Origin of the sequence: Chelatococcus albus, from assembly GCF_030067675.1 — a bacterium.
In the GTDB taxonomy this organism is placed as follows: domain Bacteria; phylum Pseudomonadota; class Alphaproteobacteria; order Rhizobiales; family Beijerinckiaceae; genus Chelatococcus_A; species Chelatococcus_A albus.
Genome location: NZ_JASJEV010000001.1, coordinates 262993 through 287925, shown reverse-complemented (window position 1 = coordinate 287925; position 24933 = coordinate 262993). Strand labels below are relative to the sequence as shown.

At 69.3% G+C, this 24933-nt stretch carries 20 protein-coding genes; 10 read left to right on the top strand and 10 right to left on the bottom strand.

Going from position 1 to position 24933, the window contains the following annotated elements; translation table 11 throughout:
* Positions 1-3 precede the first annotated feature (3 nt).
* Positions 4-3543 carry a transcription-repair coupling factor gene (gene mfd / locus QNA08_RS01280; RefSeq protein ID WP_283738872.1) on the top strand — a complete coding sequence of 1180 codons (3540 nt, stop codon included), beginning with the start codon at positions 4-6 and terminating at the stop codon, positions 3541-3543.
* A gap of 51 nt (positions 3544-3594) precedes the next feature.
* Here mfd and QNA08_RS01275 read toward each other — a convergent pair whose 3' ends face one another.
* From QNA08_RS01275 to QNA08_RS01265, 3 genes are all read right to left on the bottom strand, one after another.
* Positions 3595-4287 (bottom strand): DsbA family oxidoreductase, encoded by a 693-nt coding sequence (locus tag QNA08_RS01275; protein ID WP_283738871.1) that lies wholly within the window; start codon positions 4285-4287, stop codon positions 3595-3597.
* Between the two features lie 99 nt (positions 4288-4386).
* A complete protein-coding gene (locus tag QNA08_RS01270) occupies positions 4387-5622 on the bottom strand; it encodes an AMP-binding protein (protein WP_283738870.1) in 1236 nt (411 codons plus the stop codon).
* 114 nt (positions 5623-5736) lie between these two features.
* A complete protein-coding gene (locus tag QNA08_RS01265) occupies positions 5737-7557 on the bottom strand; it encodes an extracellular solute-binding protein (protein WP_283738869.1) in 1821 nt (606 codons plus the stop codon).
* 271 nt (positions 7558-7828) lie between these two features.
* On the opposite strand from QNA08_RS01265, the gene QNA08_RS01260 reads away from it, so the two are divergent.
* Positions 7829-8617 carry an invasion associated locus B family protein gene (locus tag QNA08_RS01260; protein ID WP_283738868.1) on the top strand — a complete coding sequence of 263 codons (789 nt, stop codon included), beginning with the start codon at positions 7829-7831 and terminating at the stop codon, positions 8615-8617.
* Between the two features lie 87 nt (positions 8618-8704).
* On the opposite strand, the gene hspQ is transcribed toward QNA08_RS01260, so the two are convergent.
* Both hspQ and QNA08_RS01250 read right to left on the bottom strand, forming a co-directional pair.
* Positions 8705-9034 carry a heat shock protein HspQ gene (gene hspQ, locus QNA08_RS01255; protein ID WP_283738867.1) on the bottom strand — a complete coding sequence of 110 codons (330 nt, stop codon included), beginning with the start codon at positions 9032-9034 and terminating at the stop codon, positions 8705-8707.
* An 86-nt stretch (positions 9035-9120) separates the two neighbouring features.
* Positions 9121-10164 carry an HpcH/HpaI aldolase/citrate lyase family protein gene (locus QNA08_RS01250; RefSeq protein WP_283738866.1) on the bottom strand — a complete coding sequence of 348 codons (1044 nt, stop codon included), beginning with the start codon at positions 10162-10164 and terminating at the stop codon, positions 9121-9123.
* 227 nt (positions 10165-10391) lie between these two features.
* Here QNA08_RS01250 and QNA08_RS01245 point away from each other — a divergent pair, with 227 nt between their 5' ends.
* Together QNA08_RS01245 and QNA08_RS01240 are read left to right on the top strand one after the other, a co-directional pair.
* Positions 10392-11366, top strand: coding sequence for an AEC family transporter (locus tag QNA08_RS01245; RefSeq protein WP_283738865.1), 975 nt, complete (start codon positions 10392-10394; stop codon positions 11364-11366).
* Positions 11367-11374: 8 nt separating this feature from the next.
* On the top strand, positions 11375-12502 hold the full coding sequence (locus tag QNA08_RS01240) for a CaiB/BaiF CoA transferase family protein (protein ID WP_283738864.1): 1128 nt from the start codon (positions 11375-11377) through the stop codon (positions 12500-12502).
* A gap of 34 nt (positions 12503-12536) precedes the next feature.
* On the opposite strand, the gene QNA08_RS01235 is transcribed toward QNA08_RS01240, so the two are convergent.
* Positions 12537-13763: a UbiH/UbiF family hydroxylase gene (locus QNA08_RS01235; RefSeq protein WP_283738863.1), complete on the bottom strand. Its 1227-nt coding sequence runs from the start codon at positions 13761-13763 to the stop codon at positions 12537-12539.
* A 161-nt stretch (positions 13764-13924) separates the two neighbouring features.
* Between QNA08_RS01235 and QNA08_RS01230 the strand changes: the two genes are divergently transcribed.
* Positions 13925-14707 (top strand): TerC family protein, encoded by a 783-nt coding sequence (locus tag QNA08_RS01230; protein WP_283738862.1) that lies wholly within the window; start codon positions 13925-13927, stop codon positions 14705-14707.
* Here QNA08_RS01230 and QNA08_RS01225 read toward each other — a convergent pair.
* Entirely contained in the window at positions 14690-16426 is a 1737-nt protein-coding gene (locus QNA08_RS01225) for a SulP family inorganic anion transporter (RefSeq protein WP_283738861.1), read from the bottom strand. The genes QNA08_RS01230 and QNA08_RS01225 overlap by 18 nt on opposite strands.
* 120 nt (positions 16427-16546) lie before the next feature.
* Here QNA08_RS01225 and QNA08_RS01220 point away from each other — a divergent pair, with 120 nt between their 5' ends.
* The 5 genes from QNA08_RS01220 (at position 16547) to QNA08_RS01200 (ending at position 22330) form a co-directional block, all read left to right on the top strand.
* Positions 16547-17527, top strand: a complete 981-nt coding sequence (locus tag QNA08_RS01220; protein WP_283738860.1) for a quinone oxidoreductase family protein — start codon at positions 16547-16549, stop codon at positions 17525-17527.
* A gap of 56 nt (positions 17528-17583) precedes the next feature.
* Positions 17584-19170, top strand: a complete 1587-nt coding sequence (locus tag QNA08_RS01215; protein ID WP_283739293.1) for an ABC transporter ATP-binding protein — start codon at positions 17584-17586, stop codon at positions 19168-19170.
* Positions 19160-20251, top strand: coding sequence for an ABC transporter permease (locus tag QNA08_RS01210; protein WP_283738859.1), 1092 nt, complete (start codon positions 19160-19162; stop codon positions 20249-20251). The genes QNA08_RS01215 and QNA08_RS01210 overlap by 11 nt, the downstream gene beginning before the upstream one ends.
* Positions 20248-21165: an ABC transporter permease gene (locus QNA08_RS01205; protein WP_283738858.1), complete on the top strand. Its 918-nt coding sequence runs from the start codon at positions 20248-20250 to the stop codon at positions 21163-21165. The genes QNA08_RS01210 and QNA08_RS01205 overlap by 4 nt, the downstream gene beginning before the upstream one ends.
* Positions 21166-21259: 94 nt before the next feature.
* Positions 21260-22330, top strand: a complete 1071-nt coding sequence (locus QNA08_RS01200; RefSeq protein WP_283738857.1) for a BMP family ABC transporter substrate-binding protein — start codon at positions 21260-21262, stop codon at positions 22328-22330.
* A gap of 86 nt (positions 22331-22416) precedes the next feature.
* On the opposite strand, the gene QNA08_RS01195 is transcribed toward QNA08_RS01200, so the two are convergent.
* Genes QNA08_RS01195 through trpC form a run of 3 tightly spaced genes read right to left on the bottom strand, consistent with a single transcriptional unit; the run spans position 22417 to position 24931 of the window.
* The gene (locus QNA08_RS01195; RefSeq protein WP_283738856.1) at positions 22417-23634 is read right to left on the bottom strand and encodes a molybdopterin molybdotransferase MoeA; all 1218 of its coding nucleotides are present in this window, start codon (positions 23632-23634) and stop codon (positions 22417-22419) included.
* A complete protein-coding gene (moaC, locus tag QNA08_RS01190) occupies positions 23631-24119 on the bottom strand; it encodes a cyclic pyranopterin monophosphate synthase MoaC (RefSeq protein ID WP_283738855.1) in 489 nt (162 codons plus the stop codon). Before moaC ends, QNA08_RS01195 begins: the two co-directional genes overlap by 4 nt.
* Positions 24116-24931 (bottom strand): indole-3-glycerol phosphate synthase TrpC, encoded by an 816-nt coding sequence (gene trpC / locus QNA08_RS01185; RefSeq protein ID WP_283738854.1) that lies wholly within the window; start codon positions 24929-24931, stop codon positions 24116-24118. The genes moaC and trpC overlap by 4 nt, the downstream gene beginning before the upstream one ends.
* Positions 24932-24933 lie beyond the last annotated feature (2 nt).

Genomic DNA, 24933 nt, shown 5'->3' with positions numbered 1-24933 from the left:
GACATGAGCGTTGCGCTCACCCGTGCCATCGAAGCCCTCAAGCGGGGCGACAGCCCGACCATTGCCGGCGTGCCGGACGGCATGGATACGCTCGTCGTTGCCGACCTCGCCCATGCCCTGCGGGAGGCCGACCGCGCGGCCGTGCTCGTCTACGTGGCACGTGACGGACAGCGCCTCGCGGCGCTGGAGGCCGCACTCGGCTTCGTGGCGCCGGATATAGAGGCGCTGTCGTTCCCCGCCTGGGACTGCCAGCCCTACGACCGCGTGTCGCCCAATCCGGCGATCACGGCGCGGCGCATGACGACGCTGGCGCGCCTCGTGCGCACCCGGTCCTCGACCGAACGGCCGCGCGTCCTCCTGACGACGGTGAACGCCCTGCTGCAGCGCGTGCCGCCGCGCAGTCGCCTTGCCAGCGAGACGTTCTCGGCCGCCCCCGGCAATGCCGTCGACATGAACGCGATCGTGGCGTGGCTTGAAGTGAACGGCTTCCTGCGCACGGGCACCGTGCGCGACGTCGGCGAATACGCGGTGCGCGGCGGCATCCTTGACCTCTACGCGCCCGGCCTGCCGGAACCGATTCGCCTCGATTTCTTCGGCGATACGCTCGAGTCGATCCGTGCCTTCGACGCCGAGACGCAGCGCTCCACGCATCAATTGCGTGCGCTCGACCTCGTGCCGATGAGCGAGGCGCAACTGACGACGGAGACCATCAAGCGTTTCCGCCAGGGGTATCTCGCGACCTTCGGCGCGGCGACGCGCGACGACACCCTGTATGAAGCGGTGAGCGAGGGGCGCCGCCATCCGGGCCTCGAGCACTGGCTGCCACTGTTCCACGACCATCTCGACACGCTCTTCGACTATGTCCCGGACACGCCGATCGTCTTCGACGCGCTGGCGGACGATGCGGCGGGGGAGCGCCTGTCGCAGATCGCCGACTACTACGAGGCGCGGCGGGCGGTGCTCGACCAGGGCAACGCCGGCGGCGGCTCGCCCTACAAGCCATTGAGGCCAGACGCGCTCTATCTCTCGTCGAAGGACTGGGCGGCGAGGCTTGCCGACGGCGGGATCGCCCGCCTCACGCCCTTCCTCCAGCCCGGGAGCGCCGAACGCCTGATCGTCGACGCCGGTGGCAAGCTCGGCCGCACCTTCGCCGCCGAGCGCGCGGAGGAAGGGGTGCAGGCCGGGGCCAACGTCTTCGATGCGACGGTGAAGCACGTGCGCGACCTGCAGGCCGCCGGCAAGCGCGTCGTGCTCGCCGCCTGGTCCGACGGCTCGCGCGAACGCCTCGGCCACGTGCTCGCCGACCATGGCCTGACCCAGGTGAAGCCCATCGCACGGCTCGCCGAGGCGCAGGATCTGCCGAAGGCCGTCGTGGCGATGGCGGCGTGGGGGATCGAGCAGGGCTTCGAGACGGCCGACCTCGCCGTCGTCGGTGAACAGGACATCCTCGGCGACCGCCTCGTGCGTGCGAAGCGCAAGACGAAGCGCGCGCAGGACTTCATCGCCGAGGTGTCGAGCCTCATGGCCGGCGATGTCGTGGTCCATGTTGACCACGGCATCGGCCGCTTCGTCGGGCTGAAGACCATCGATGCCGCCGGCGCGCCGCACGACTGCCTGGAGATTCACTACGCCGGCGGCGACAAGCTGTTCCTGCCGGTCGAGAACATCGAGCTCCTGTCGCGCTACGGCTCGGAAGACACCGAGGTGGTGCTCGACAAGCTCGGCGGCGTCGCCTGGCAGGCGCGCAAGTCGAAGCTGAAGCAGCGCATCCGCGAGATGGCCGGCGCACTCATCAAGGTGGCCGCCGCCCGCGCTCTCAAGGAGGCGCCGCGCCTCATGCCGCCGGACGGCCTGTACGACGAATTCGCCGCGCGCTTCCCCTACGAGGAGACGGACGACCAGCAGAATGCCATCGATGCCGTGCTTGAGGACCTCGCCGCCGGCAGGCCGATGGACCGGCTGATCTGCGGCGACGTCGGCTTCGGCAAGACGGAGGTTGCGCTGCGCGCCGCCTTCGCGACAGCGCTCGCGGGCAAGCAGGTGGCGGTGGTGGTGCCGACGACGCTGCTCGCCCGCCAGCATCACAAGACCTTCGCCGAGCGCTTCCAGGGCCTTCCGGTCAAGGTCGGGCACGCCTCGCGCTTCGTCTCCGCCGCGGATATGCGGCAGGTGAAGAACGGCATCGCCGACGGCACGCTGGACATCGTCGTCGGCACGCACGCGCTCCTCGGCAAGGGGGTCACGTTCAAGGACCTCGGCCTCATCATCGTCGACGAGGAGCAGCATTTCGGCGTGGCCCACAAGGAACGGCTGAAGGAGCTGCGTGCCGAGGTGCATGTGCTCACCCTCTCGGCGACGCCGATCCCGCGCACCCTGCAGCTGGCGCTGACGGGCGTGCGCGAACTGTCGATCATCGCGACCCCGCCGGTGGATCGGCTGGCCGTGCGCACCTTCGTTACGCCCTTCGACGCGCTCGTGATCCGCGAGGCGCTCCTGCGCGAGCGCTACCGCGGCGGCCAGGCCTTCTACGTCTGCCCGCGCATCGAGGATCTGGCCGAGATCAAGACCTTCCTCGACCAGCAGGTGCCGGAGGCCAAGGTTGCCGTGGCGCACGGGCAGATGGCCGCCGGCCAGCTCGAGGACGTCATGACGGCGTTCTACGAGGGCAAGTTCGACATTCTCCTGTCCACGACCATCGTCGAGTCGGGCCTCGACATCCCGCGCGCCAACACCCTCATCGTGCATCGTGCCGACATGTTTGGTCTCGCCCAGCTCTACCAGTTGCGCGGGCGCGTTGGCCGCTCCAAGACGCGCGCCTACGCGCTCTTCACCGTGCCTGCGAATCGCACCCTGACGGCGACCGCGGAACGACGCCTCAAGGTGCTGCAGTCGCTGGACACCCTCGGCGCGGGTTTCCAGCTCGCGAGCCACGATCTCGATATCCGCGGTGCCGGCAACCTGCTCGGCGACGAGCAGTCCGGTCACATCAAGGAGGTCGGCTACGAGCTCTACCAGCAGATGCTCGAGGAGGCGGTGGCCCAGCTCAAGGCCGGCGTCGTCGACGAGGCGGGCGAGGAGCAGTGGTCGCCGACGATCACCATCGGTACGCCGGTCATGATCCCGGAGGGCTACGTGCCCGACCTGCAGCTGCGCCTCGGGCTCTACAAGCGCCTGTCGATGCTGGAAACCGACCAGGAGATCGACGCCTTCGGCGCCGAGCTCATCGACCGCTTCGGCCCGCTGCCGGTGGAGGTCGACCAGCTCCTCAAGATCGTCTCCATCAAGGCGCTCTGCCGCCGCGCCAATGTCGAGAAGGTGGAGGCCGGACCGAAGGGCGTCATCGTCGCCTTCCGCAACAACGAATTCGCCAATCCGGCGGGGCTCGTGGCCTATGTGGCGGAGCAGGGCACGCTCGCGAAAGTCAGGCCCGACATGCGCATTGTCTTCATCGACGATTTCGACAAGCCCGAGCAGCGCCTCAGGGGCACGACCGCGATCCTGCGCAACCTCGTGCGGATCGCCGAGCGCAAGAAGGCGGCTTGAGGCGGGGCGATCCCGGAGGGGGAAGCGTCGGACCGTCGCGCTTCGCGAGCCTCAGGCGGGCGGCCTGTCGCCGGCGTCTGGCTCCGCCCGCGCCGCGAGCGCCCGGTCGATCGCCGCGGCGAGCACCGCAGGTGACTGCGCACCCGAGATCCCGTAGCGGCGGCCGAAGATGTAGAAGGGCACGCCCGAGACGCCGAGGCGCACGGCTGTGGCGATCTCCTCCTGCACGGCTTCCCTGTCCTCGCTGCTGGCAAGCCGCGCAGCGATGCGCCCGCCATCGAGGCCCGTCTTCTCGGCGATGTCCCGCAGCACCGCATGATCGCCGATGTCGCGGCCCTCGAGGAAATAGGCGGCAAACAGGCGGTCGACCACCATGTCCTGCACGTCCTCGGCATGTGCCCAGCGGATGAGGCGATGGGCATCGAGCGTGTTGGGCGCGCGCCTGATCGCATCGAAGCGGAAGGAAATGCCGTCCGCGGCGCCCGTCTCGGCGATATGCGCGTGCATCTCGGCGATGCGCGCGGCGGAGCCGAACTTGCGCGTCAGATAGTCCTGCCGGTCCATGCCCTCTGGCGGGATGGTCGGATCGAGCTGGAAGGGCCGCCAGCGCAGCTCGATAAGTACATCCGGGCGCAGCGCCAGCGCCTTCCCGAGCCGCTTCTTGCCGATGAAGCACCAGGGGCAGACGACGTCCGAGACGACGTCGATCGCAAGCAGTTCGGAACTCGGCAGGCCGTTCGACATGGTGTCTTCCGCCATCAAACCCGAAAGACAGTCTAGCGCAGAAGCGGCCGCCGGCACGAGGCGCTCACGTGCGGGGGCGCCCCGCGCCCCGCGCGCGGCTCAGGCCGGCGCCGTGTCGCCGTCGCGCGCGACCGACAGGATGCGGCCGTCCTTCGCGGTGACGGTGAAGGGCAATGCGTGCCAGGCCTCGGCGTCGACCGCTGCCGATGGGGATAGCGCAACCGGGCTGGCGACGGCCGGACCTCGGGCTTCGAGGCCGCCGGCCGCGCCGGTCCTGACCTCGAGAAGGGGGCGGGTGCCGCCGTTCGGGGCCGTGACCGCACCGAGCGCGAGTGCGCAGCCTCCGTTCGCGTCGCGGCGTGCGACGAGCATCGCGGCCTCGTCGAGGGCGAGAACGTCGACCACTGCGCCACCGGCGATGCCGCTGCCGGCGGAGAAGCCGCCCGAGGCCTGATGCACAAGGGCGCAGACCAGCGTCCCGTCGCGGCGCAGCAGCCCCGACGCGTCGATCGATTGCGCCATCCAGCCCGGCGCCACGAGAACCGTCGGCTGGCTTGCGCCGAGATCGTCAAGGAAACGCGCCGCGTCGAAGAGCCCGTGCGAGACCAGCGTGGCGCCCCCGATCAGGGCCGCGGCGAGGCCGGTCGCGAGCCCGGCGAGATCGTCCGGCGCGAGGAGCTGGACGATACGCTGGCCGGTCGTCAGTCCCGTCGCGAGCACGAAGGGCAAGGTCGCCGCCACCAGTGCGCCTTCCGAGCGCAGGACGGGCAGGGGGCGCTCGCCCGCCGAGGCGAAGGTCACGATCCCCGGTGACGGAAAGGGCTGCTCCACCGTGATGGCAGGCGGCGGCGCATCATCCGCGAGAATGGCATCGAGTGCCGCCACGCCATCCGGCACGTCGGCGCCGAAGGCCGCGATGAAGCGCAGGCCGTAGAAGCCGGCCGCGAGCCGGCACATGTCCTCCGCCGGTGCCAGACGGTCGATGCGTCCCGCGGTCACGAGCACTTCGACGCCAGCCGCCTCGACCGCTTGCGCAATGGTTTCGACCGGCCAGGCCAAGGGCAGAAGGCAGGGCCGCAGGCCCGCGTCCAACGCCGCAAGGATGCCGATGCAGGCCTCCGGTCCGTTCGGCAGGAGAAAGCCGACGGCGGCTTGGCGCTGCACCGGTAGTCCCGCGAAGAAGGCGCTCAGTCGGCGAACCGCGGCATCCGCAGCCGCGAGCGGCAGGCTGGCGTCAAGCGCGCGGCTCACCCGCGCCTCGCGCACCGCCGCTCGAAAGGCGATGCGCGTCGGCTCGCGTCGCGCGGCGCCGGCGAGCAGCCGCGCCAGGCGCAAGCGCTCCCACGCGGGCTCACCGGACGTCCCCGCCTGGACCGTTTGATGCGTGGCCCCTCTCGCCGTCACAGCCGCGCGCCCCTGATCGAATCGTCGGTATCGAATGATGCGCGGTCAGGACCCGGCGCGCCACCAGCTTTCCGGCTGGGTGCCGAAGAGCGGTGTCGTTTCGGGCCGCGAGATCGTCGACCAGTGGGCCACCCACTGGCTCGGGGCGTGAAACAACGGCACGACGTAGAACCCCGACAGGAGCACGCGGTCGAAGGCACGCACGGCAGCGACGTAGTCATCCCGCGTCCGCGCCGAGAGCATGGCGGCGATCATGGCGTCGATCGCCGGCGACTTGGCGCCGGTATAGTTCAGCGAACCTTGCCGGTCGGCGGACGCCATGTTCCAGCGGTTTTCCTGCTCGTTGCCCGGGGAGGCTGATACGTTCCAGGTGTAAAGGATCATGTCGTAGTCGAAGGATTGCAGACGCCTCCAGTACTGGGCTTCGTCGACGAGGCGCACGCGTGCCGTGATGCCAGCGCGCGCGAGCGATTGCGCGAAGTTGAGGGCGAGCCGCTCCTGATCGCGCGATGCGACCATGATCTCGAAACTCAGGGGCTCGCCGCTGGCCTTACGGCGCAGGAGGCCGTCGGCGAGCTCGAAGCCGGCGGCTTCCATGAGCTCGAACGCCTTGCGGGCGAGCCCTCGGTCACGGCCGGAGCCGTCGGAAGCGGGGGGCGACCACGTGCCTTCGAGAATGTCCCCGCGGACGGCGTCCCCGAAGGGCGCGAGGAGCGCCCGCTCCCGGGGCGAGGCCGGCCGGCCGAAGGAGGACAGGTCGGAGCCGGCGAAATAGCTCGCCGTGCGCTTGTAGAGCCCGAAGAAGAGGTTGCGGTTGACCCATTCGAAGTCGAAGAGGTAGCCAAGCGCCTCGCGCACGCGCACGTCCGAGAACTGCGTCCGGCGCGTGTTGAAGGCGAAGCCGGACATGGGCTTGGGCGTGCCGACCGGCAGCTCCTCGCGGATGACGCGGCCCTCCGCGACGGCGGGAAAGTCGTAGGCCGTGGCCCAGCGGGCGGCGCTCTGCTCCACGCGCAGGTCGTAGAGGCCTGCCTTGAAGGCCTCGAACTGGGTGTTGACGTCGCGGTAGTAGTCGAAGCGGATCTCGTCGAAATTGTAGAGGCCGCGGTTCACCGGCAGGTCCGCGGCCCAGAAATTCGGATTGCGCCGGTAGGTGATGCTCTTTCCCGCCTCGAACTCCGCCACGACGTAAGGGCCGGAGCCGACGGGGACCTTGTAGGTCTCGGTCTCGAACGTCTCGGGATCGATCGTGCCTTCGGCAAGCACGGGCATCATGGCGAGCACCAGCGGAATCTCGCGGTCGCTCGTGTCTGCGAGATCGAAGCGCACCGTCCGCGCGTCGAGTGCCGTGGCCTTCGCCACCTTGCCGTAGTAGGCGCGATGGAAGGGCTTGCCCTTCTCCTTCAGCAGCGACCAGGAAAAGAGCACATCCTCGGCCGTGATCGGCCGGCCGTCGGAGAAGCGGGCGCGCACGTCAAGGTGGAAGAGGATGAAGCTGCGATCCTCCGGCAGTTCCACGCTCTCGGCAATGGAGGGATAGAGCGAGAAAGGCTCGTCCATGGAGCGGGCCATCAGGCTCTGGAAGACGAGGTTGGTCAGCCCCTGGGCCGAAATGCCCTTGAGAACGAAGGGGTTGAGATTGTCGTAGGTGCCGAGCACGCTCTGGACGAGGCGCCCGCCCTTCGGAGCCGCGACATTGACGTAGGGAAAATGGGTAAATCCGGCCGGCAGGGCGGGTTCGCCGTGCTTGACAATGGCGTGACGGGCCGCGCCCTCGGCGGCGTGGGCAAGCGGGACGGCGAGCCAGGACAGTGCCGCCGCGACGAGAAGCGCATAGGGACGGATCGAACGGCAGGCGGCGGTCATCGCGCGCGGGGGGCTCCATTCCACGGGATGATTCGAAAATGTCGGTTGATTCACCCTATCACGCCCCACCGAGGTTCCGGTCCGATCTGGAAAGCCTTGGCGGAACCGGATAAAGGAAGCCGCGAGTCGTGTCATTCAATCGCCTCATTCGGCACCGAAGCCAGCGGCTCCAGAATGCGAGAGCCGATGCCGCGGCGTTCGTGCGCGACATCGGGCCAGCGGGGACGACTTCGGGCGCCAGCTCGTCGGTCTTGTGAAAGAGGATCACTCGATGCCGTTCGTGAAGAAATCTGCGCCGCTCGGCCTCGCGGCGGCGCTCGTCGCCGGCGCGACCGCATTTTTGCCGACAATTGCCCTTGCGCAGCAGCCGGCCCCGGCCAAGCCCGCGCAGCCCGCGGCCAAGCCCGCTCAGCAGCAGCAGAAGCCCGCCCAGCCGGCCCAGCCCGGTGCGGACGCCGGCGGCCCGACGATCGTGCAGGTCAAGCCCGAGCCTTCGCAGACCGACTGGACCAAGGTCTGCGGCAAGGATCAGGCCGCCAACAAGGAAGTCTGCTACACGACGCGCGACTTCGTGTCCGACCAGGGGCAGCCGGTTCTGGCCGTGGCGGTCTATGACGTGAAGGGCGAGCCGACGAAGGTCGTCCGCTTCCTCATGCCGCTCGGCCTCATCCTCCAGCCCGGCATCCGCTTTGCGGTTGACCAGGGCCAGCCGACGGCCGGCCGCTACGCCATCTGCTTCCCGAACGGCTGCTTCGCCGAGGCGCAGGTGAAGGAAGCCGACGTCGCCAGCATGAAGAAGGGCACAAACATCAACGTCAGCGTGCAGAACCAGGTCGGGCGCGAAGTCACCTTCCAGGTGCCGCTGTCGGGCTTCGGCAAGGCCTTCGACGGTGCGCCGATAGACCCCAAGGTGCTCGAAGAACAGCAGAAGAGGCTGCAGGAGGAGCTCCAGAAGCGTTCTGACGAGCTGCGCAAGCGCCTTGAGCAGCAGCAGGGCGCGGCGGGTGCGGGTGCCGCCCCGGCGGCTCCCGCCGCCCCCGGGACGCCGGCAAAGCAGTAATTGGCGCACAGATCTGAAACAGAACGCCGGGCCATCGGCCCGGCGTTGTCGTTTGGTCCGAGGGAAGAGGGCGAGGGGTGGCCGGTCCTAGCTGGCGAGGCCGCCGCGCGTGCGATAGGCGCCATCCTCGCCCCGCACGAAGAGATCCTCGACCTGCGGATGGCGGATCGGCTCGCCGGAGGTGTCGGGCACGAGGTTCTGCTCCGACACGTAGGCGATGTACTCCGTCTCGGCATTTTCCGCGAGCAGGTGATAGAAGGGCTGATCCTTCGACGGCCGCACGTCCTCGGGAATGGACTGCCACCACTCCTCGGTATTGTCGTAGACCGGATCGACGTCAAAGATCACGCCGCGGAACGGATAGACGCGGTGCCTGACGACCTGTCCGATCGAGAATTTTGCGACGCGCGCCTTCATGGGTCCATCGATACTCATGGCGCGCATATAAGTCGCGCCGAACGCCTGTCAATCGGCGAAACCGGGCGGTCCGCCGCCGTCTTCATTCACAAGCCATAGACTGCGGCCATTTCGGGGTCCTTGCGCGCCACGCTGCGGGCGAGATCGACGATGACCTTGGCCTGTTTCCAGGTGGCGTCGTCCTGCATCTTGCCGTCGATCATGACCGCGCCCGTGCCGTCGGGCATCGCCTCCAGAATGCGCCTGGCGAAGGCGACTTCCGCCGCGTCCGGGCTGAAGACCTTCTTGGCAATGGCGATCTGGGAAGGGTGAAGCGACCAGGCGCCGGCGCAGCCGAGAAGGAAGGCGTTGCGGAACTGCGCCTCGCAGGCCTCCGGGTCGGAAAAATCGCCGAAGGGGCCGTAGAAGGCCTTGAGGCCGTTCGCCTGGCAGGCGTCGACCATGCGCGCGATCGTGTAGTGCCAGGGATCCTGCTGTGCCGCGATGCGGGGCGAGCCGTCGCCGGTCGCATCGGCGAGGACCCTATAGTCGGGATGGCCCCCGCCGACGCGTGTCGTCTTCATGCCGCGCGAAGCGGCGAGGTCGGCAGGCCCGAGGCTCATGCCGTGCAGCCGGGGGGAGGCGCAGGCGATGGCATCGACGTTCTTGACGCCCTCCGCCGTCTCGAGGATCGCATGGATGAGGATCGGCCGCCTCACCGCATGCCGGGCCTCGAGCTGGGCGAGGAGCTGGTCGAGATAGTGGATGTCCCACGGCCCCTCCACCTTGGGCAGCATCACCACGTCGAGCTTGTCGCCGACCGCAGCGACGATTTCCGTGACGTCGTCAAGCATCCACGGGCTGTTCAGGGCGTTGATGCGCGTCCAGAGGCCGGTCGCGCCGAAGTCGATGCTCTTCGCCAGCGCGATGAAGCCTTCGCGCGCCGCGGCCTTCGCATCGGCCGGGATGGCATCCTCGAGGTTGCCGAGCACAACGTCCACCTGGCCCACGAGTTCCGGCACCTTGGCGCGCACCTTCTCGATATGCGGCGGGACGAAGTGGATCATGCGCTCGAGCCGCACGGGCAGCTCGCGATAGGGCTCCGGCGCGCCGAGGGCGAGCGGGCGGTAGAACTGGCGCGGCAGCTTCACGGGCGATCCCTCCGATCGGTCATGTTGCAGCGCAGTATGGTCGCTGCGGCGGCCTCGTCCATAGGTCTTGTGACGGAGGGACGTCGTCTCGTCGCCGAAAGCGGCACCAGCCATGCGCTGGCGGTCCGGCGGAGGCGCGGCCACCGCAGGCCTGATGCGTTGCCATGACCTGCGGAACCGGTAAAGACCTGTCGAGCCGCACCAGTTCGCTACGACCGGAACTCCACATGGCCGATCTCGCCGGGCTCGTCAGCCTCGTCGCGCCGTTCTTCGGCCTGATCGCACTCGGGTTCCTCTGCGGGAAGGTGGTGAAGCTGCCGGCGGAGGGGCTCGCGTGGATGCAGTTCTTCGTCGTCTTCGTCGCGCTGCCTCCACTCTTCTACCGGCTCATCGCCTCGACGCCGCTACAGGAACTCGCCAACTGGCACTTCATCCTGGCGACGACGCTGACGACCTTCTGCATCTTCGCGTCGTCCTTCGTGACGGGCCTCCTCCTTTCGCGCGGGGATCTGCCGCAGGCGACGCTGCAGGGGGTCGCCGGCTCCTATTCCAACATCGGCTACATGGGCCCCCCACTCGTCCTGGCCGCGCTCGGCACGGCGGCGAGCCCGCCCGTGGCGCTCATCTTCGTCTTCGACAATGCGCTCCTGTTCACGCTCGTGCCCTTCCTCATGACGATCGGAGGGGTGGAGAAGCGCAGCGTCGCCGCGACGGCCCGCGAGGTGGCCCGGCGTGTCGTGACCCACCCCTTCAACATCGCGACTGCCGTAGGGGTGCTGGCGAGCTATGCGCGGTTCGAGCTGCCGGGTTTCGCCGACAAGATGGTGAGCTGGCTGGCGAATGCCGCCGCGCCCTGCGCGCTCTTCATCCTCGGTGTCACGGTGGCCCTGCGGCCCATGCGCAAGCTGCCGATCGAGGTGCCGATTCTCGTTACCGTGAAGCTCGTCGCCCATCCGCTTCTCGTGTGGGTGGTGCTGTCCGGGCTCGGCGATTTCGATCCGGTGTGGGTCTATGCGGCCGTCCTGATGGCGGCGCTGCCGCCGGCGTTGAACATCTTCGTCCTGTCGGCGCACTACAAGGTGGGCATGGAGCGTGCCTCCGCCTGCATCCTGCTCGGCACGGTCGCCTCGATGGTGACGCTGATGGCCTTCCTCTGGCTCATCAAGACGGGCAAGATGCCTCACGACCTCTTTCCGTCGTGAGTGTGCGAATGCTCCTGCCGCCCCTCAGCGATCTCCTTGTCCTCGATTTCACGACGCTTCTGCCGGGCCCGCTCGCGACCCTGATGCTGGCCGAGGCCGGCGCCGAGGTGATCAAGATCGAGAAACCCGGCGGCGAGGACATGCGCGGCTTTCCGCCGCGCTTCGGCGCGACCTCGGCCCCCTTTGCCGTGCTCAACCGGGGAAAGAAAAGCGTCGTGCTCGACCTCAAGCAGAAGGCCGAGCGCGAGCGCCTGATGCCCCTCGTCGAGCGGGCGGACGTGCTCGTCGAGCAGTTTCGCCCGGGGGTCATGAAGCGCCTCGGCCTCGATTACGAGGCGGTCCGGGCCGTCAATCCGCGCATCGTCTACTGCTCGATCACGGGTTACGGCCAGACGGGCCCTCGCGCGGGCGAAGCGGGCCACGACCTCAACTATGCCGCCGTGACCGGGCTCCTCTCCCTGTCCCCCGGAACGCCTGAGACACCTGTCGTCCCGCCGGCGCTCGTGGCAGACATCGGCGGCGGCGCGATGCCCGCCGTCATCAACATCCTGTTGGGCCTGAGGCGGCGCGACACAACGGGTGAGGGGTCCTACATCGACATCGCCATGGCCGACGCCATGTTCACCTTTGCCTGGTATGGCCTGGCGGAAGGCCGCGCGACGGGCCACTTTCCGGGGGCGGGCGAGAACTTCCTGGCGGGTGGCTCGCCGCGTTACGCGCTCTATGCGACGAAGGACAATCGCTTTCTTGCGGTCGGGGCGCTCGAGGAGAAGTTCTGGGCGGCCTTCTGCGAGGGCATCGGCCTGCCGCGGCCGTTCCGGGACGACCGCCTCGACGCGGCGGCGACCCGGCGGGCGATCGCCGACATCGTGCGGCGGGAGACTGCCGCCCACTGGGAGGCCGTTCTCGGCCCCCTCGACTGCTGCTGCACCATCGTTGCCTCGCTCGCCGAAGCCGTCGCCGATCCGCATTTCCACGCGCGCGGCCTCTTTGCCGGCCACGTCGAGGAACCCTCCGGCAAGCGCATGCCGGCCGCGACCGTGCCGATCGCGCCGCCGTTCCGCGATCCTCAGGGCGATGTGCGCCGCGTCCCCGCGGCGGGGGAGAACGACGAGGAGATCGTGCCCGTGGCCTGATACGCGGCCGTGGCGGCAGGTCGTGCCTGCATGCTCAGAAGGCGACACCGGCGGTGTCCATGACCGGCGCCCGCATCAGGCGGGGCGTGGACAGGCGCGGAACGAGGCTCTCCCGCATCACCGTGCGCCGTAACGGGCCGATGAGGTCGAGCGCCAGGAGCCCGGCGCCGCGCAGCAGGTCGAGCGGCAGGAAATCGCTGAGGAGTGTCCGGTTGAGGGTATCGATGGCCGCCGTGCGCATGCGGACGTCGAGGCCGCGGCTCCGCTCGTAGGCGGCGAGGGCGGCCACGCCGCCGATGTCCTCGCCGGCGTCGCGCGCGTCGGCCACCGCATCGCGCAGGGCGGCCACGTCGCGCAGGCCGAGGTTGAGGCCCTGTGCGCCGATGGGTGGAAAGACGTGCGCGGCCTCGCCGGCGATCGCCAGATGCGGCGCCGTGAAGCGGGAGACCGAGAGGCCGGACATGGGAACCGCGCCGCGCGGTCCGTCCACTGCCATGCTGCCGAGCAGCGAATGGGCCTGGCGTTCGACAGCGCGGGCGAAGGCGGTGTCGTCGAGCGCTGCGAGACGCTCCGCCACAGCCGGATTCGCGACCCAGACGAGGCTCGAACGCCGGCCGGGGAGCGGCACGAGCGTGAAGGGACCCGAACGGGTATGGAACTCCGTTGACGCCTCCGCATGGTCGCGCGAATGCGTGAGCACGGCCGTGAGTGCCACCTGCGGATAGGACCAGTCGCGGGTCGCGATGCCGGCGGCCTCCCTGAGGCGCGACCGACGGCCGTCTGCGGCAAGCACGAGATGCGCGCGCACCGTCGCGCCGTCGGCGAGCGTGAGCAGGGCATGGGCGCCTTCGATGCGCATGCCCTCGGCAAGGGCCGGAACGACGGTGAGGTCCTCGCAGCCCGCCGCCACCGCGGCGAGGCCGGCGACGAGTGCCACGTTCTCGATGTTGTAGCCGAAGGCGCCGAGATCGATCTCGCGCGCCTGGAAGGCGACCGGCGGCAGGCGGAATAGGCTGCCCGTATCGTCGATGATGCGCATGGTGACGAGCGGCGCCGCCTGTGGTGCTATCGCCTCCCAGGCGCCGATGGCGGAGAGGAAGCGCACCGATCCGTCGAGCAACGCGACCGTGCGTCCGTCCCTGCGCGCGTCGGGCGCGCCGACGAGCAGAGTCCTGAAGCCCTCGCGCGCGAAGGCGATGGCCGCCGCTAGCCCCGCCGGACCAGCCCCGACCACCGCGATGTCGGCCATATGTGTCGCCATGGCTCGCAATCTCCCTTCGGGGCCAAGGGGTAGCGCGATGCAGCCCCCGGCGCCAGCGTCGGGGCGACGCAGGCTCCGGGTGGCGAGTTGTCGCGCGGGCGACCACATGATTGTCTGCGCTTCCTACTCCTGTCCGCGCTTCGTCACGGAGAATCCCCCCGATGTTCGCCTGGCTTGCCGACCCGAATGCCTGGGCCGCACTCGTCACGCTCACCGCCATGGAGATCGTGCTCGGCATCGACAACGTCGTGTTCATCTCCGTGCTGGTGGCGCGATTGCCGGCAAGCCAGGCCAAACAGGCCCGCCAGATCGGGCTCCTGCTCGCGCTCGTCTTCCGCGTCATCTTCCTCTTCACCCTGACGTCGATCATGCGGCTGACCGAGCCCGTCTTCACGATCTTCGGCGAGGGGTTCTCCTGGCGTGACCTCATCCTGATCGGCGGCGGCCTCTTCCTCATCGCCAAGGCGACGAGCGAGATCCACGGCGAGATCGAGGGGCCGGACGAAGAGGAGTGGCGCAGCGAGGCCCCCGGCGCCTTTACCGCCGCCGTTCTGCAGATCACGCTGATCGACCTCGTCTTCTCGATCGACTCGATCGTCACTGCCATCGGCATGGCGCAGGACCTCGCGATCATGGTCATCGCCGTCGTCATCTCGATGGCGGTCATGTACTTTGCCGCGGGCACCGTGAGCCGCTTCATCGCGGAGCATCCGACCACGAAGATGCTGGCGCTCGCCTTCCTCATCCTCATCGGCGTGTCGCTCTGCGCCGAGGGCGGCGGCTTCCACATCCCGCGCGGCTACATCTATTCGGCCATGGCCTTCGCCGTGGCGGTGGAGTTCATCAACGTGCTCGCCCGCCGCAAGCGCCTGCAGCACAGGCAGCGGGCCGTGGTGCGGGAAGGCTCGGGTTCAGGCGGCGCGGGTTCAGGCGGCGCGGCTTGAGGCCGCCGTCTCCACCGCCGGGGCAAGGGCGCGTGCGGCGGCGGCCCGGGCGTCGGAGACCGTCGCAGCATAGCGTACGACCGGCACACGCAGGCCCTCATGCGCCAGCGTGCGTCGCACGGGCGGAACGGCACCCGCGACGTAGACGCGCGCCCCGTGGCGGCGCGCCTTGTCGATGAAGGTTCGCAGGGACAGCGCCGCCGTCGAGTCGGCCAGCGGCACGGCGCTGACATCGAGGATGAGCGCGCGCGGATAGTCGCCCATGCGCTCGAGCACGGAGCCGACGCTCGCCGCCGCGCCGAAGAAAAGCGGGCCTGCGATCCGGTAGACGAGAATGTCACGATCCGATGCGGCTGCCGCGTCGTAGGTCGCGGCCGTGCGCTCGCCCGCGTCCGCCTGATCGGTCGCCATCAGCGTCGCTTCGCCGGCGACGGCGACGAGTGCCGCCATGCGGTGCATGAACAGGAGACTGCCGAGCACGACGCCGACGGCGATGCCCTCTGTCAGATCGCGGAAGACCGTGAGCAGGAAGGTGGCGAGCAGCACCAGCGCATCGCCGCGCGAGCGCCGCAGGATGGCGAGGAAGACGGCGCCTTCAGCCATGTTCCAGGCCACGACGGCAAGGACGGCGCCGAGCGCTGCGAGCGGGATGAAGCTCGCGAGCGGCGCGGCCACCAGCATGAAGACGAGCAGGAAGGCGGCGTGCAGCATGCCCGCGACGGGGCCCGTCGCGCCGGCGCGCACGTTGGTCGCCGTGCGGGCAATGGTCCCCGTCGCCGTCAGCCCGCCGAAGGCGGCCGAGGCGACATTGGCGACGCCCTGCGCGACGAGCTCGCAATTGGAGCGATGGCGCCGCCCGCTCATGCCGTCGGCGACGACTGCCGACAACAGGGACTCGATGCCGCCGAGCAGGGCGAGCGCGAAGGCGTCTGGAAGAACGGCCTGAAGCTTATCGAGCGAGAGGGCGGGCAGGGCCGGCGCCGGCAGCGTGCTCGGCACGCCGCCGAAGCGCGTGCCGATGGTCTCCACCGGCAGTCCGAGCGCCCAGGTGGCGATGGCGCCGAGGCCCACCGCGATGAGGAAGGCGGGCCAGTGCGGGCGCAGGCGCCGGACCAGGACAATGACGGCGATGGCGCCGAAGGCGACCGCGCAGGTCGTCGGATCGAGGGTGATCCGCGCCGCCCAGAGCGCCTCGAGCTTCGGCACGAGCGCGGCCGGCTCCTTGCCGGCGAGCCGCAGGCCAAAGAGCTCCTTGAGCTGGCTCGCGAGGATGATGACGGCGATGCCCGCCGTGAAGCCGACGGTCACCGGATGGGGGATGTACTTGATGTAGGTGCCGAGCCGCAGCAGGCCGATGGCTACGAGCATGAAGCCTGCGAGCATCGTGGCGAGCAGGAAGCCGTCGAAGCCGTGCCGCTCGATGCTGGCGGCCACGAGGACGATGAAGGCACCCGCCGGGCCTCCAACCTGGAAGCGGCTGCCGCCGAGCGCCGAGATGAGGAAGCCGGCGACGATCGCCGTGTAGAGACCGCGCTCCGGCGGCGCGCCGCTCGCGATGGCAATGGCCATCGACAGGGGCAGGGCGACGATGGCGACGGTCAGTCCTGCCAGGGCGTCGGCGCGAAACTGGCGGAAGCCGTAGCCCTCCCTCAGGACCGTCACGAGTTTCGGTGTGAAGAGCTCCACGAAGGTCGGTTCGTGAGGGGCGCGCTGCAACATCGTTGGAAGACCGGGAGAGAGGGTAATTTACATCCACATTTTGTAGTATATGGCGAGTCTCCCGCGTTGCCTAGAAGCCCCATGCATATCTAACATGTCGCCTGCAAGGGAGGCTCGCGCGTGAAGGCGATTCGTGTGCACCGCTACGGCGGTCCTGAGGTATTGTCCTACGAGGATGTCGAAGCCGAGCTGCCGGGGGCCGGCGAGGTGCGGGTGCGCAACCGCGCCATCGGACTCAACTACATCGACACCTATTATCGGACGGGGGCCTATGCGGTGCCGGCTCTGCCCTTCGTGCCGGGCAACGAGGGGGCGGGCGAAGTCGTGTCCGTCGGGGAGGGCGTCACCGGCTTCGCGCCGGGCGATCGCGTCGCCTATGCCGCCACACTCGGCGCCTATGCCGAGGAACGCAACGTGCCGGCGCATTTCCTGGTCAAGCTGCCGGATGCGATCGACTTCGACACCGGCGCGGCCATGATGCTGAAGGGCCTCACCGCCCAATATCTCCTGCGCCGCACCTTCAGGGTGGAGAGGGGGCAGACCATCCTCGTCCATGCCGCGGCCGGCGGCGTCGGGCTCATCGCATGCCAATGGGCGAAGCACCTCGGGGCGACGGTCATCGGCACGGTCGGTTCCGCGGCCAAGGCCGATCTCGCAAGGGCGAGCGGGTGCGACCACGTCATCCTCTACCGCGAGGAGGATTTCGCTGCGCGGGTGAAGGAGATCACCAGGGGCGAGGGCTGCGACGTCGTCTATGACGGGGTCGGCAAGGCGACCTTTCCCGCATCACTCGACTGCCTCAAGCCGTTCGGGATGTTCGTCAGCTTCGGCTCCGCCTCCGGCGCCATCGACGCCTTCAACATCGGCCTCCTCGCCCAGAAGGGATCGCTCTACGCCACGCGTCCCACGCTCTTCACGCATCTCGCCAGGCGGGAGAACGTCCTTGCGATGAGCGAGGACCTGTTCGGCGTGGTGGCGAGCGGGGCGGTGAAGATCGAGATTCACGCCCGTTACCCGTTGAAGGATGCTGCCGAGGCGCATCGCCTGCTCGAGAGCCGAGCCACGACCGGCGCGACCGTCCTCGTGCCGCAGGCCGCCTGACGTTCCGCCGGCTTCTGCACATGACACGGATGAAGAGCCGATAGGCGATGATCGAGATGGTTCCGAGGGAAGGGGATCGAGCGGCCGCCGCTCCACCTCCGCTCGTGTCGCTGCGCGGCATCACCAAGCGCTTCGGTACGCTGACGGCGAACGATCACGTCGATCTCGACATCCATCCCGGTGAGATCCACGCCCTGCTCGGCGAGAACGGAGCCGGCAAGTCGACCCTGGTGAAAATCCTCTACGGTCTCCTCGAGCCGAGCGACGGTGCGATCCTCTGGCAAGGCGAGCCGGTCGCCCTCCAGGGGCCGCAGCAGGCGCGGGCGCTCGGCATCGGCATGGTTTTTCAGCATTTCTCGCTGTTCGAGAACCTGACGGTTGCCGAGAACGTGGCGGTCGCCATGCCCGGTGATCTGCCGATTGCCGCGATCACGGAGAGGATCGCGGCCGTAGGGGAGGAGTACGGGCTGGTGCTCGATCCCGGCCGATTCGTCTGGACGCTTTCCGCCGGCGAGCGCCAGCGCATCGAGATCGTGCGCTGCCTGCTGCAGAACCCGCGTCTTCTGGTCCTCGACGAGCCGACCTCCGTGCTGACGCCGCAGGAGGCCGAGAGACTGTTCGTGACGCTGGAGAAGCTCGCGGCCGACGGCTGTGCCATCCTCTACATCTCGCATCGCCTTGAAGAGGTGCGGCGGCTGTGCCGGACGGCGACGATCCTGCGGGCTGGCAAGGTCGTGGCCACTATCGACCCGCGCAGCGTGCGCGCGCGAGAGATCGCCGCCTTGATGGTGGGCGTGGAGATCGGCGAGGTGAAGGCGGTTCCGGGCCACGCAATGGGGCCCGAGCGGCTCGTCGTGAAGGGGCTGTCGCTTCCGCCCGAGGAACCGCATGGTCAGTCCCTGCGCGAGGTCGCGCTCGGCGTGCGCGGCGGCGAGGTCCTCGGCATCGCGGGCGTCGCGGGCAACGGCCAGGGCGAGCTCTTCGCCGCGCTGTCGGGAGAGCGGCTTGCGGCCGCTGCCGACGCGGTGCGCATTGACGGCACCGCCGTCGGTCTTCTCGATGTGACGAGCCGCCGGCGTCTCGGTGCTGCCTTCGTGCCCGAGGAGCGCCTGGGGCATGGTGCGGTGCCGGACCACAGGCTGGGCGAGAATGCGCTCTTGTCGCGCCATGGCACGGGCGGGCTGGTGGCCCGCGGCTTCATTCTGGCCGACGCCGCCCGCAAGCTCGCCTTCCGCATCGTCGATACCTTCGACGTGCGCAAGGAGGGGCCCGACCCGAGGGCGCGCACGCTCTCCGGCGGCAATCTGCAGAAATTCGTCGTCGGCCGCGAGATCCTGCGCGAACCTGCCGTCCTCGTCGTCAACCAGCCGACCTGGGGCGTGGACGCGGGCGCCGCGACGGTCATCCGCCAGGCGCTCGTCGATCTCGCCGCGCGCGGCAGTGCGGTTATCGTCATCAGCCAGGATCTCGACGAGCTCTTCGAAGTCGCCGACCGCATCGCCGTCATCCATGCCGGACAGGTGAGCGAGCCGCGGCCGACGCGTGAACTGACGCGCGAGGCGGTGGGCCTGCTGATGACGGGAGCGTTGGACGAATCCGCCCTGAAGGCGGCGGAGGAGGCGGGAGTGGTTCATGCGTCTTGAGCTCGTGCCGCGCGCCACCGTCTCGCCGGCGGCGAGGCTCCTTGCCCCGATCGGCGCGCTCATCCTCTCCTTCGCCCTGGGCGGCATCATCGTCGCGCTGATGGGGCGCTCGCCGCTGACGGCGCTTGACATCTACGTGCTGCAGCCGTTGTCCGACCCCTGGGCGCTGCAGGAGCTCGTGGTGAAGGCGACGCCGCTCGTGCTCATCGCCGTCGGCCTGTCCTTCTGCTTCCGTGCCAGCCTGTGGAACATCGGGGCGGAGGGGCAGTATGTCGTGGGCGCCATCTGCGGCAGCGCCCTCGCCCTCGCCACACACGGCACCGAGGCCGGCGCTTGGGTGCTGCCGGCGATGCTCGGGCTCGGCATCCTGGGCGGGGCACTCTGGGGGCTCGTCCCGGCCTTCCTGCGCGTGCGCTTCGGCGTGAGCGAGATCCTGACGAGCCTGATGCTCGTCTATGTCGCGGAACTCATGCTCGACTATCTCGTGCGCGGTCCGTGGCGTGACCCCAAGGGCTTCAACTTTCCCCAGTCGGTCGGTTTCGACACGGCGGCGACGCTCCCGATTCTCGGCGACGGTGGGCGCCTGCATGTCGGCGTCCTCTTCGCGCTCGCCGCCGCGGCCGTCGCCTGGGTCGTCATGACGCGGACCCTCTTCGGCTACCGCCTGCGCGTCACGGGCGACGCCCCTCGGGCCGCTCGCTTCGCCGGCTTCGACGAGCGCCGCACGGCACTCGCCGTCTTCGCCATCTCGGGCGGCCTCGCAGGGCTCGCCGGCATCGTGGAGGTCTCCGGCCAGATCGGCCAGCTCAAGCCCTCCATTTCCCCCGGCTATGGCTTCACGGCCATCACGGTCGCCTTTCTCGGGCGCCTGCATCCTCTCGGCATCCTCTTTGCCGGTCTTGTCATGGCGCTCACCTTCATCGGGGGCGAAGCGGCCCAGATCTCGCTGCGCCTGCCCTTCGACCTGACCAAGGCCTTCCAGGGTATCCTGCTCTTCTGCGTGCTCGCGGCGGATGCGCTCGTCTCGTACCGCATCCGTCTCGTGCGCCGGGGCGTGCTCGCGGGGAGGGCACCGGCGTGAGCATGTTCGAGGCGGTTCTCCTCACCATCGTCACGGCCTCGACGCCTTTGCTGCTCGCAGCCCTGGGCGAGCTCGTCGCGGAGCGCGCCGGCGTTCTCAACCTAGGCGTCGAGGGCATGATGGCCATGGGCGCGGCCTGCGGTTTCGCCGGCGCGGTCGTCTTCGATTCCACAGCCCTCGGCGTGCTCTCGGGCATGATCGCGGCCGTCCTGCTCGCGAGCCTCTTCGCCTTCGCCGTCCTCGGCCTCGCCACGAACCAGGTCGCTTCGGGCCTTGCCCTCACCATCCTCGGACTCGGCCTCGCCGGGCTCATCGGAGCGCCGTTCATCGGCGCGCGCCGCGAACCCATCGCGCATCTCCACATTCCAGGCCTGACCGATCTGCCCGTCGTCGGCAGGCTGTTCTTCGGGCAGGACGCCTTCGTCTACGTCTCGCTCCTCCTCGCCCTCGCCGTGGCCTGGTTCCTCTTCCACACGCGCGCCGGCCTGACGCTGCGCTCGGTGGGCGAGAACCACACCTCGGCGCATTCGCTCGGCCTGCCCGTCGTTCGCGTCCGCTTACTCGCCATCGTCTTCGGTGGCGCCTGCGCGGGGCTCAGCGGGGCCTATCTCTCGCTCGTCTACACGCGCTTCTGGTCACCCGGCATGACCGCGGGGCGCGGCTGGATCGCGCTCGCGCTCGTCGTCTTTGCCGCCTGGCGGCCGGGCCGCGCCTTCGCCGGCGCCTATCTGTTCGGCGCGGCCACGGTGCTGCAGCTTCACGCCCAGGCCGCCTCCATCGGCCTGCCGTCGCAGACGCTCTCGGCGCTGCCCTATCTCGCGACGGTCGTGGCCCTGGTCTTGCTTTCGCTCGGCAAGCGCCGGGCGGTCGGCGCGCCGGGGTCACTCGGCACGCCCTTCGTTCCTGATCGATGAATTGATAACGTTGAATTTCGAGCGCGCGCGCGACGCGGGGGGCGCGCGTGGCAGCTCCTTCTCAATCCTCGCTGCTTCCGATGGGGGTCAGATCATGAAGCGTGCAGTTCTGGGAGCCGTGGCCGTGGCTGCGCTCGCCATTATGGCCGGGCCGGCGTCGGCCCAGCAGAAGCTCAAGGTCGGCTTCATCTATGTGGGCCCCGTAGGTGACCACGGCTGGTCCTACCAGCACGACCAGGGCCGCAAGGCAATCGAGAAGGAGCTCGGCGACAGGGTCGAGACGAGCTACGTCGAGAGCGTGCCGGAGGCCGATTCCGAGCGCGCCATCGAGCAACTGGCGCGTACCGGCCACAAGCTCATCTTCACCACCTCCTTCGGCTACATGGAGCCGACGCTGAAGGTGGCGAAGAAATACCCGAACGTGATGTTCGAGCACGCCACCGGCTTCAAGCGCGAGAAGAACGTCTCGACCTATGCGGCGCGCTTCTACGAGGGGCGCTACATCAGCGGCCAGATCGCGGCGAAGATGTCGAAGACGGGCGTCATCGGCTATGTCGGCGCCTATCCGATCCCGGAGGTCGTGGCCGGCATCAACGCCTATTTCCTCGGCGCGCAGTCGGTGAACCCGGCCGTCAAGCTCAAGGTGGTCTACGTCAACAGCTGGTACGACCCGGGCAAGGAGGCGGACGGCGCCAAGGCGCTTCTCGACCAGGGTGTCGACGTGCTTACCCAGCACACCGACAGCCCGGCGCCGCTGCAGGCCGCCGAGGCGCGCGGCAAGCTCGCCTTCGGGCAGGCCTCCGACATGATCAAATTCGCGCCCAAGGCCCAGCTCACGGCGATCATCGACAACTGGAACGACTATTACGTCGCCCGCACCAAGGCCGTCCTCGACGGCAGCTGGAAGGCACAAGACACCTGGGGCGGACTCGCGCAGCACATGGTCGTGATGGCGCCCTATACCAACATGCCCGAGGACGTGGCGAAGCTCGCCAAGGAGACGGAGGAGGCCATCCGCTCGGGCAAGCTCAAGCCGTTCAAGTGCCCGGTCTTCAAGCAGGACGGCAGCCAGGTGGAGTGCAAGGGCGGCGACGGACTCTCCGACGAGCAGATCCTCGGCATGAACTTCTACGTGAAGGGCATCGACGACAAGCTGCCGCAGTAAGGCTGCGGCCCGGCCGGAGGTTCCGCAGCATTGAAGGAAAGGCGGCGCGCGGCAAGCGCGCCGCCTTTGTCCTTCGACCGCCGCGCTCAGCGCCTGTCGAAACGGATGATGCGGCAGGCGCTGCCGGCCGTCGCCGCAGGGGCGTAGGGTGGGCGGATCAGCAGGGCCTGGGCCTCGGCGAGCGTCGCCAGCATGGAGCTGTCCTGCCGGCCGAAGGGCGTCACGCGCGGCGGTCCGGCGGGCTGCTCGTCCAGCCTGGCCCGCAGATAGTCCTGCCGCTGGTCGTTGGCGGCCAGGTCGACGCCGAGCACGGCCTCCTCGCTCGGATCGCGCCCGGCCTCGGGGTCGCCGCACAGGGCGCGCACCGCAGGCGCGACGAAGAGCACCGAACAGACGATGCTCGACACCGGATTGCCGGGCAGCCCCAGGATGATCATATCGCCGAGGCGCCCGTGCATGAGCGGCTTGCCGGGGCGCATGGCGATGCGCCAGAAGCCGAGCTGCATGCCCTCGCGGGCGAGCGCTGACTGCACGAGGTCGTGCTCGCCGACCGATGCGCCGCCGAGCGTCACGAGCACGTCCGCCCTTGCCGCACGGGCGCGGGCGATCGCCCCTTCCAGGGCAGCGAAACTGTCGCCGGCGATGCCGAGATCGATCGGCTCGCCGCCCGCCTCCTCGACGATCGCAGCGACCGCATAGCTGTTCGAGGCGACGATCTGGTCGGGGCGGGCCTCGCTCCCGGGCGGGACGAGCTCGTCGCCCGTGGCGAGAATGGCGACCCGCGGCCGGCGGCGGACGGGCAGGCTCGAATGCCCCATCGCTGCGGCGAGCGCCAGGAGGCGCGCATCGAGGCGCCGGCCGGCGCGAATGAGCACGTCGCCCTGCCGGAAATCGAGGCCCGCAGTGCGGATATGGCGCGTCGCCGACACTTCCCTGACGAGGACGGTGCCCTCGCCCGGCTCTGTGTTCTCCTGGATGACGACCGTGTCCGCGCCATCGGGCACCGGTGCGCCGGTGAAGATGCGCACAGCCTCGCCCGCGCCGACCGTGCCGCGATGGCCGTGGCCGGCGGCGCTCGTGCCGATCACCCGCAACGTCGCCGGCAATGCGGCGACGTCGGCGGCGCGTACGGCATAGCCGTCCATCGCCGAGGCGGGGAAGGGCGGCTGCGTGCGCAGCGCGGCGAGATCGGCGGCGAGCGTACGGCCGCGGCAGGTCGCGAGCGGCACCGCCTCGGCCTCGACGGGCGTGGCCACGCTCGCCAGCACGCGCTGCAGCGCCTCGACCACCGGCAGGAGGCTCATGCAACATCTCCCGCGCGGAAATCGCCCGACTTGCCGCCGCTCTTCCGGAGGAGACGGATGCCCTCGATGCGCATGGCGCGGTCGGCGGCCTTCACCATGTCGTAGACGGTGAGGCAGGCGACGGAGACGGCCGTGAGCACCTCCATCTCGACCCCCGTCTGGCCGGCGAGCTTCGCCTCGGCGCGCACGCGCACGCCGGGCAGGCCGTCGTCGAGCGCAAGATCCACGGCGACCTTGCTGAGGTTGAGCGGGTGGCAGAGCGGAATGAGTTCGTGCGTGCGCTTCGCCGCCATGATCCCGGCGATGCGCGCCGCGCCCAGCACGTCGCCCTTCTTCGCGTCGCCGCTGCGGATGAGCGCCAGGGTCTCCGGCCGCATCACGACACATCCTTCGGCGACGGCGGTCCGCGCCGTCACGGCCTTGTCCGAGACGTCGACCATCCGCGCCGCGCCGGTCGTGGGATCAATGTGGGTGAGCCTGCTCATGCGCGGGCCGCCTCCGGAGCCTCGCCAAAGAGCAGACGCCGCGTGGCCGCCGTCACGTCCACCTGCCGCATGAGGCTCTCGCCGACGAGGAAGGTACGAATGCCGACGCGAATCAAGCGCTCGATGTCGGCATGGGTGAAGATGCCGCTCTCGCCGACGACGATGCGGTCCGCCGGAACGCGCAGGGCGAGCTCCTCCGAGGTGTCGAGCGACACCTCGAAGCTGCGAAGGTTGCGGTTGTTGATGCCGATGAGCCGCGTGCCGAGCGGCAGCGCCCGGTCGAGCTCGGCGCCGTCGTGCACTTCGACAAGGACGTCCATGCCGAGGGTATGAGCCGTCTCCACGAGCGCCTTCGCCTCGGTGTCCGTCACGCTCGCCATGATGACGAGGATGCAGTCGGCCCCCCAGGCGCGCGCCTCGAAGACCTGGTAGGGCTCGAACATGAAGTCCTTGCGCAGCGCGGGCAGGTCGCAGGCGGCCCGCGCCGCGGAAAGGTAGTCCGGCCGACCCTGGAAGGACGGCTCGTCGGTGAGCACGGACAGGCAGGTGGCGCCGCCAGCCGCATAGGCGCGGGCGAGCCCCGGCGGGTCGAACTCGGCGCGGATCAGACCTTTCGACGGGCTCGCCTTCTTGATCTCGGCGATGAGGGCCGGGCGGCCCGCGCCGATGTGCCGCTCGATCGCCGCGGCGAAGCCGCGCACGGGCGGCGCGGCGAGCGCGCGGCGCTCGATCTCGGCCTGCGGCACGGCCTCCTTGGCCGCGGCGATCTCGCGGCGCTTGTAGGCTTCGATCCTGGCGAGGATGTCGCTCATCA

Coding starts and splice junctions, on each gene's coding strand:
- mfd (WP_283738872.1), top strand. CDS start 4: ATGAGCGTTGCGCTCACCCGTGCCATCGAAGCCCTCAAGCGGGGCGAC.
- QNA08_RS01275 (WP_283738871.1), bottom strand. CDS start 4,287: ATGTCGAACGGCCTGCCGAGTTCCGAACTGCTTGCGATCGACGTCGTC.
- QNA08_RS01265 (WP_283738869.1), bottom strand. CDS start 7,557: ATGACCGCCGCCTGCCGTTCGATCCGTCCCTATGCGCTTCTCGTCGCG.
- QNA08_RS01260 (WP_283738868.1), top strand. CDS start 7,829: ATGCCGTTCGTGAAGAAATCTGCGCCGCTCGGCCTCGCGGCGGCGCTC.
- hspQ (WP_283738867.1), bottom strand. CDS start 9,034: ATGAAGGCGCGCGTCGCAAAATTCTCGATCGGACAGGTCGTCAGGCAC.
- QNA08_RS01245 (WP_283738865.1), top strand. CDS start 10,392: ATGGCCGATCTCGCCGGGCTCGTCAGCCTCGTCGCGCCGTTCTTCGGC.
- QNA08_RS01240 (WP_283738864.1), top strand. CDS start 11,375: ATGCTCCTGCCGCCCCTCAGCGATCTCCTTGTCCTCGATTTCACGACG.
- QNA08_RS01235 (WP_283738863.1), bottom strand. CDS start 13,763: ATGGCGACACATATGGCCGACATCGCGGTGGTCGGGGCTGGTCCGGCG.
- QNA08_RS01230 (WP_283738862.1), top strand. CDS start 13,925: ATGTTCGCCTGGCTTGCCGACCCGAATGCCTGGGCCGCACTCGTCACG.
- QNA08_RS01225 (WP_283738861.1), bottom strand. CDS start 16,426: ATGTTGCAGCGCGCCCCTCACGAACCGACCTTCGTGGAGCTCTTCACA.
- QNA08_RS01215 (WP_283739293.1), top strand. CDS start 17,584: ATGGTTCCGAGGGAAGGGGATCGAGCGGCCGCCGCTCCACCTCCGCTC.
- QNA08_RS01210 (WP_283738859.1), top strand. CDS start 19,160: ATGCGTCTTGAGCTCGTGCCGCGCGCCACCGTCTCGCCGGCGGCGAGG.
- QNA08_RS01200 (WP_283738857.1), top strand. CDS start 21,260: ATGAAGCGTGCAGTTCTGGGAGCCGTGGCCGTGGCTGCGCTCGCCATT.
- QNA08_RS01195 (WP_283738856.1), bottom strand. CDS start 23,634: ATGAGCCTCCTGCCGGTGGTCGAGGCGCTGCAGCGCGTGCTGGCGAGC.
- moaC (WP_283738855.1), bottom strand. CDS start 24,119: ATGAGCAGGCTCACCCACATTGATCCCACGACCGGCGCGGCGCGGATG.
- trpC (WP_283738854.1), bottom strand. CDS start 24,931: ATGAGCGACATCCTCGCCAGGATCGAAGCCTACAAGCGCCGCGAGATC.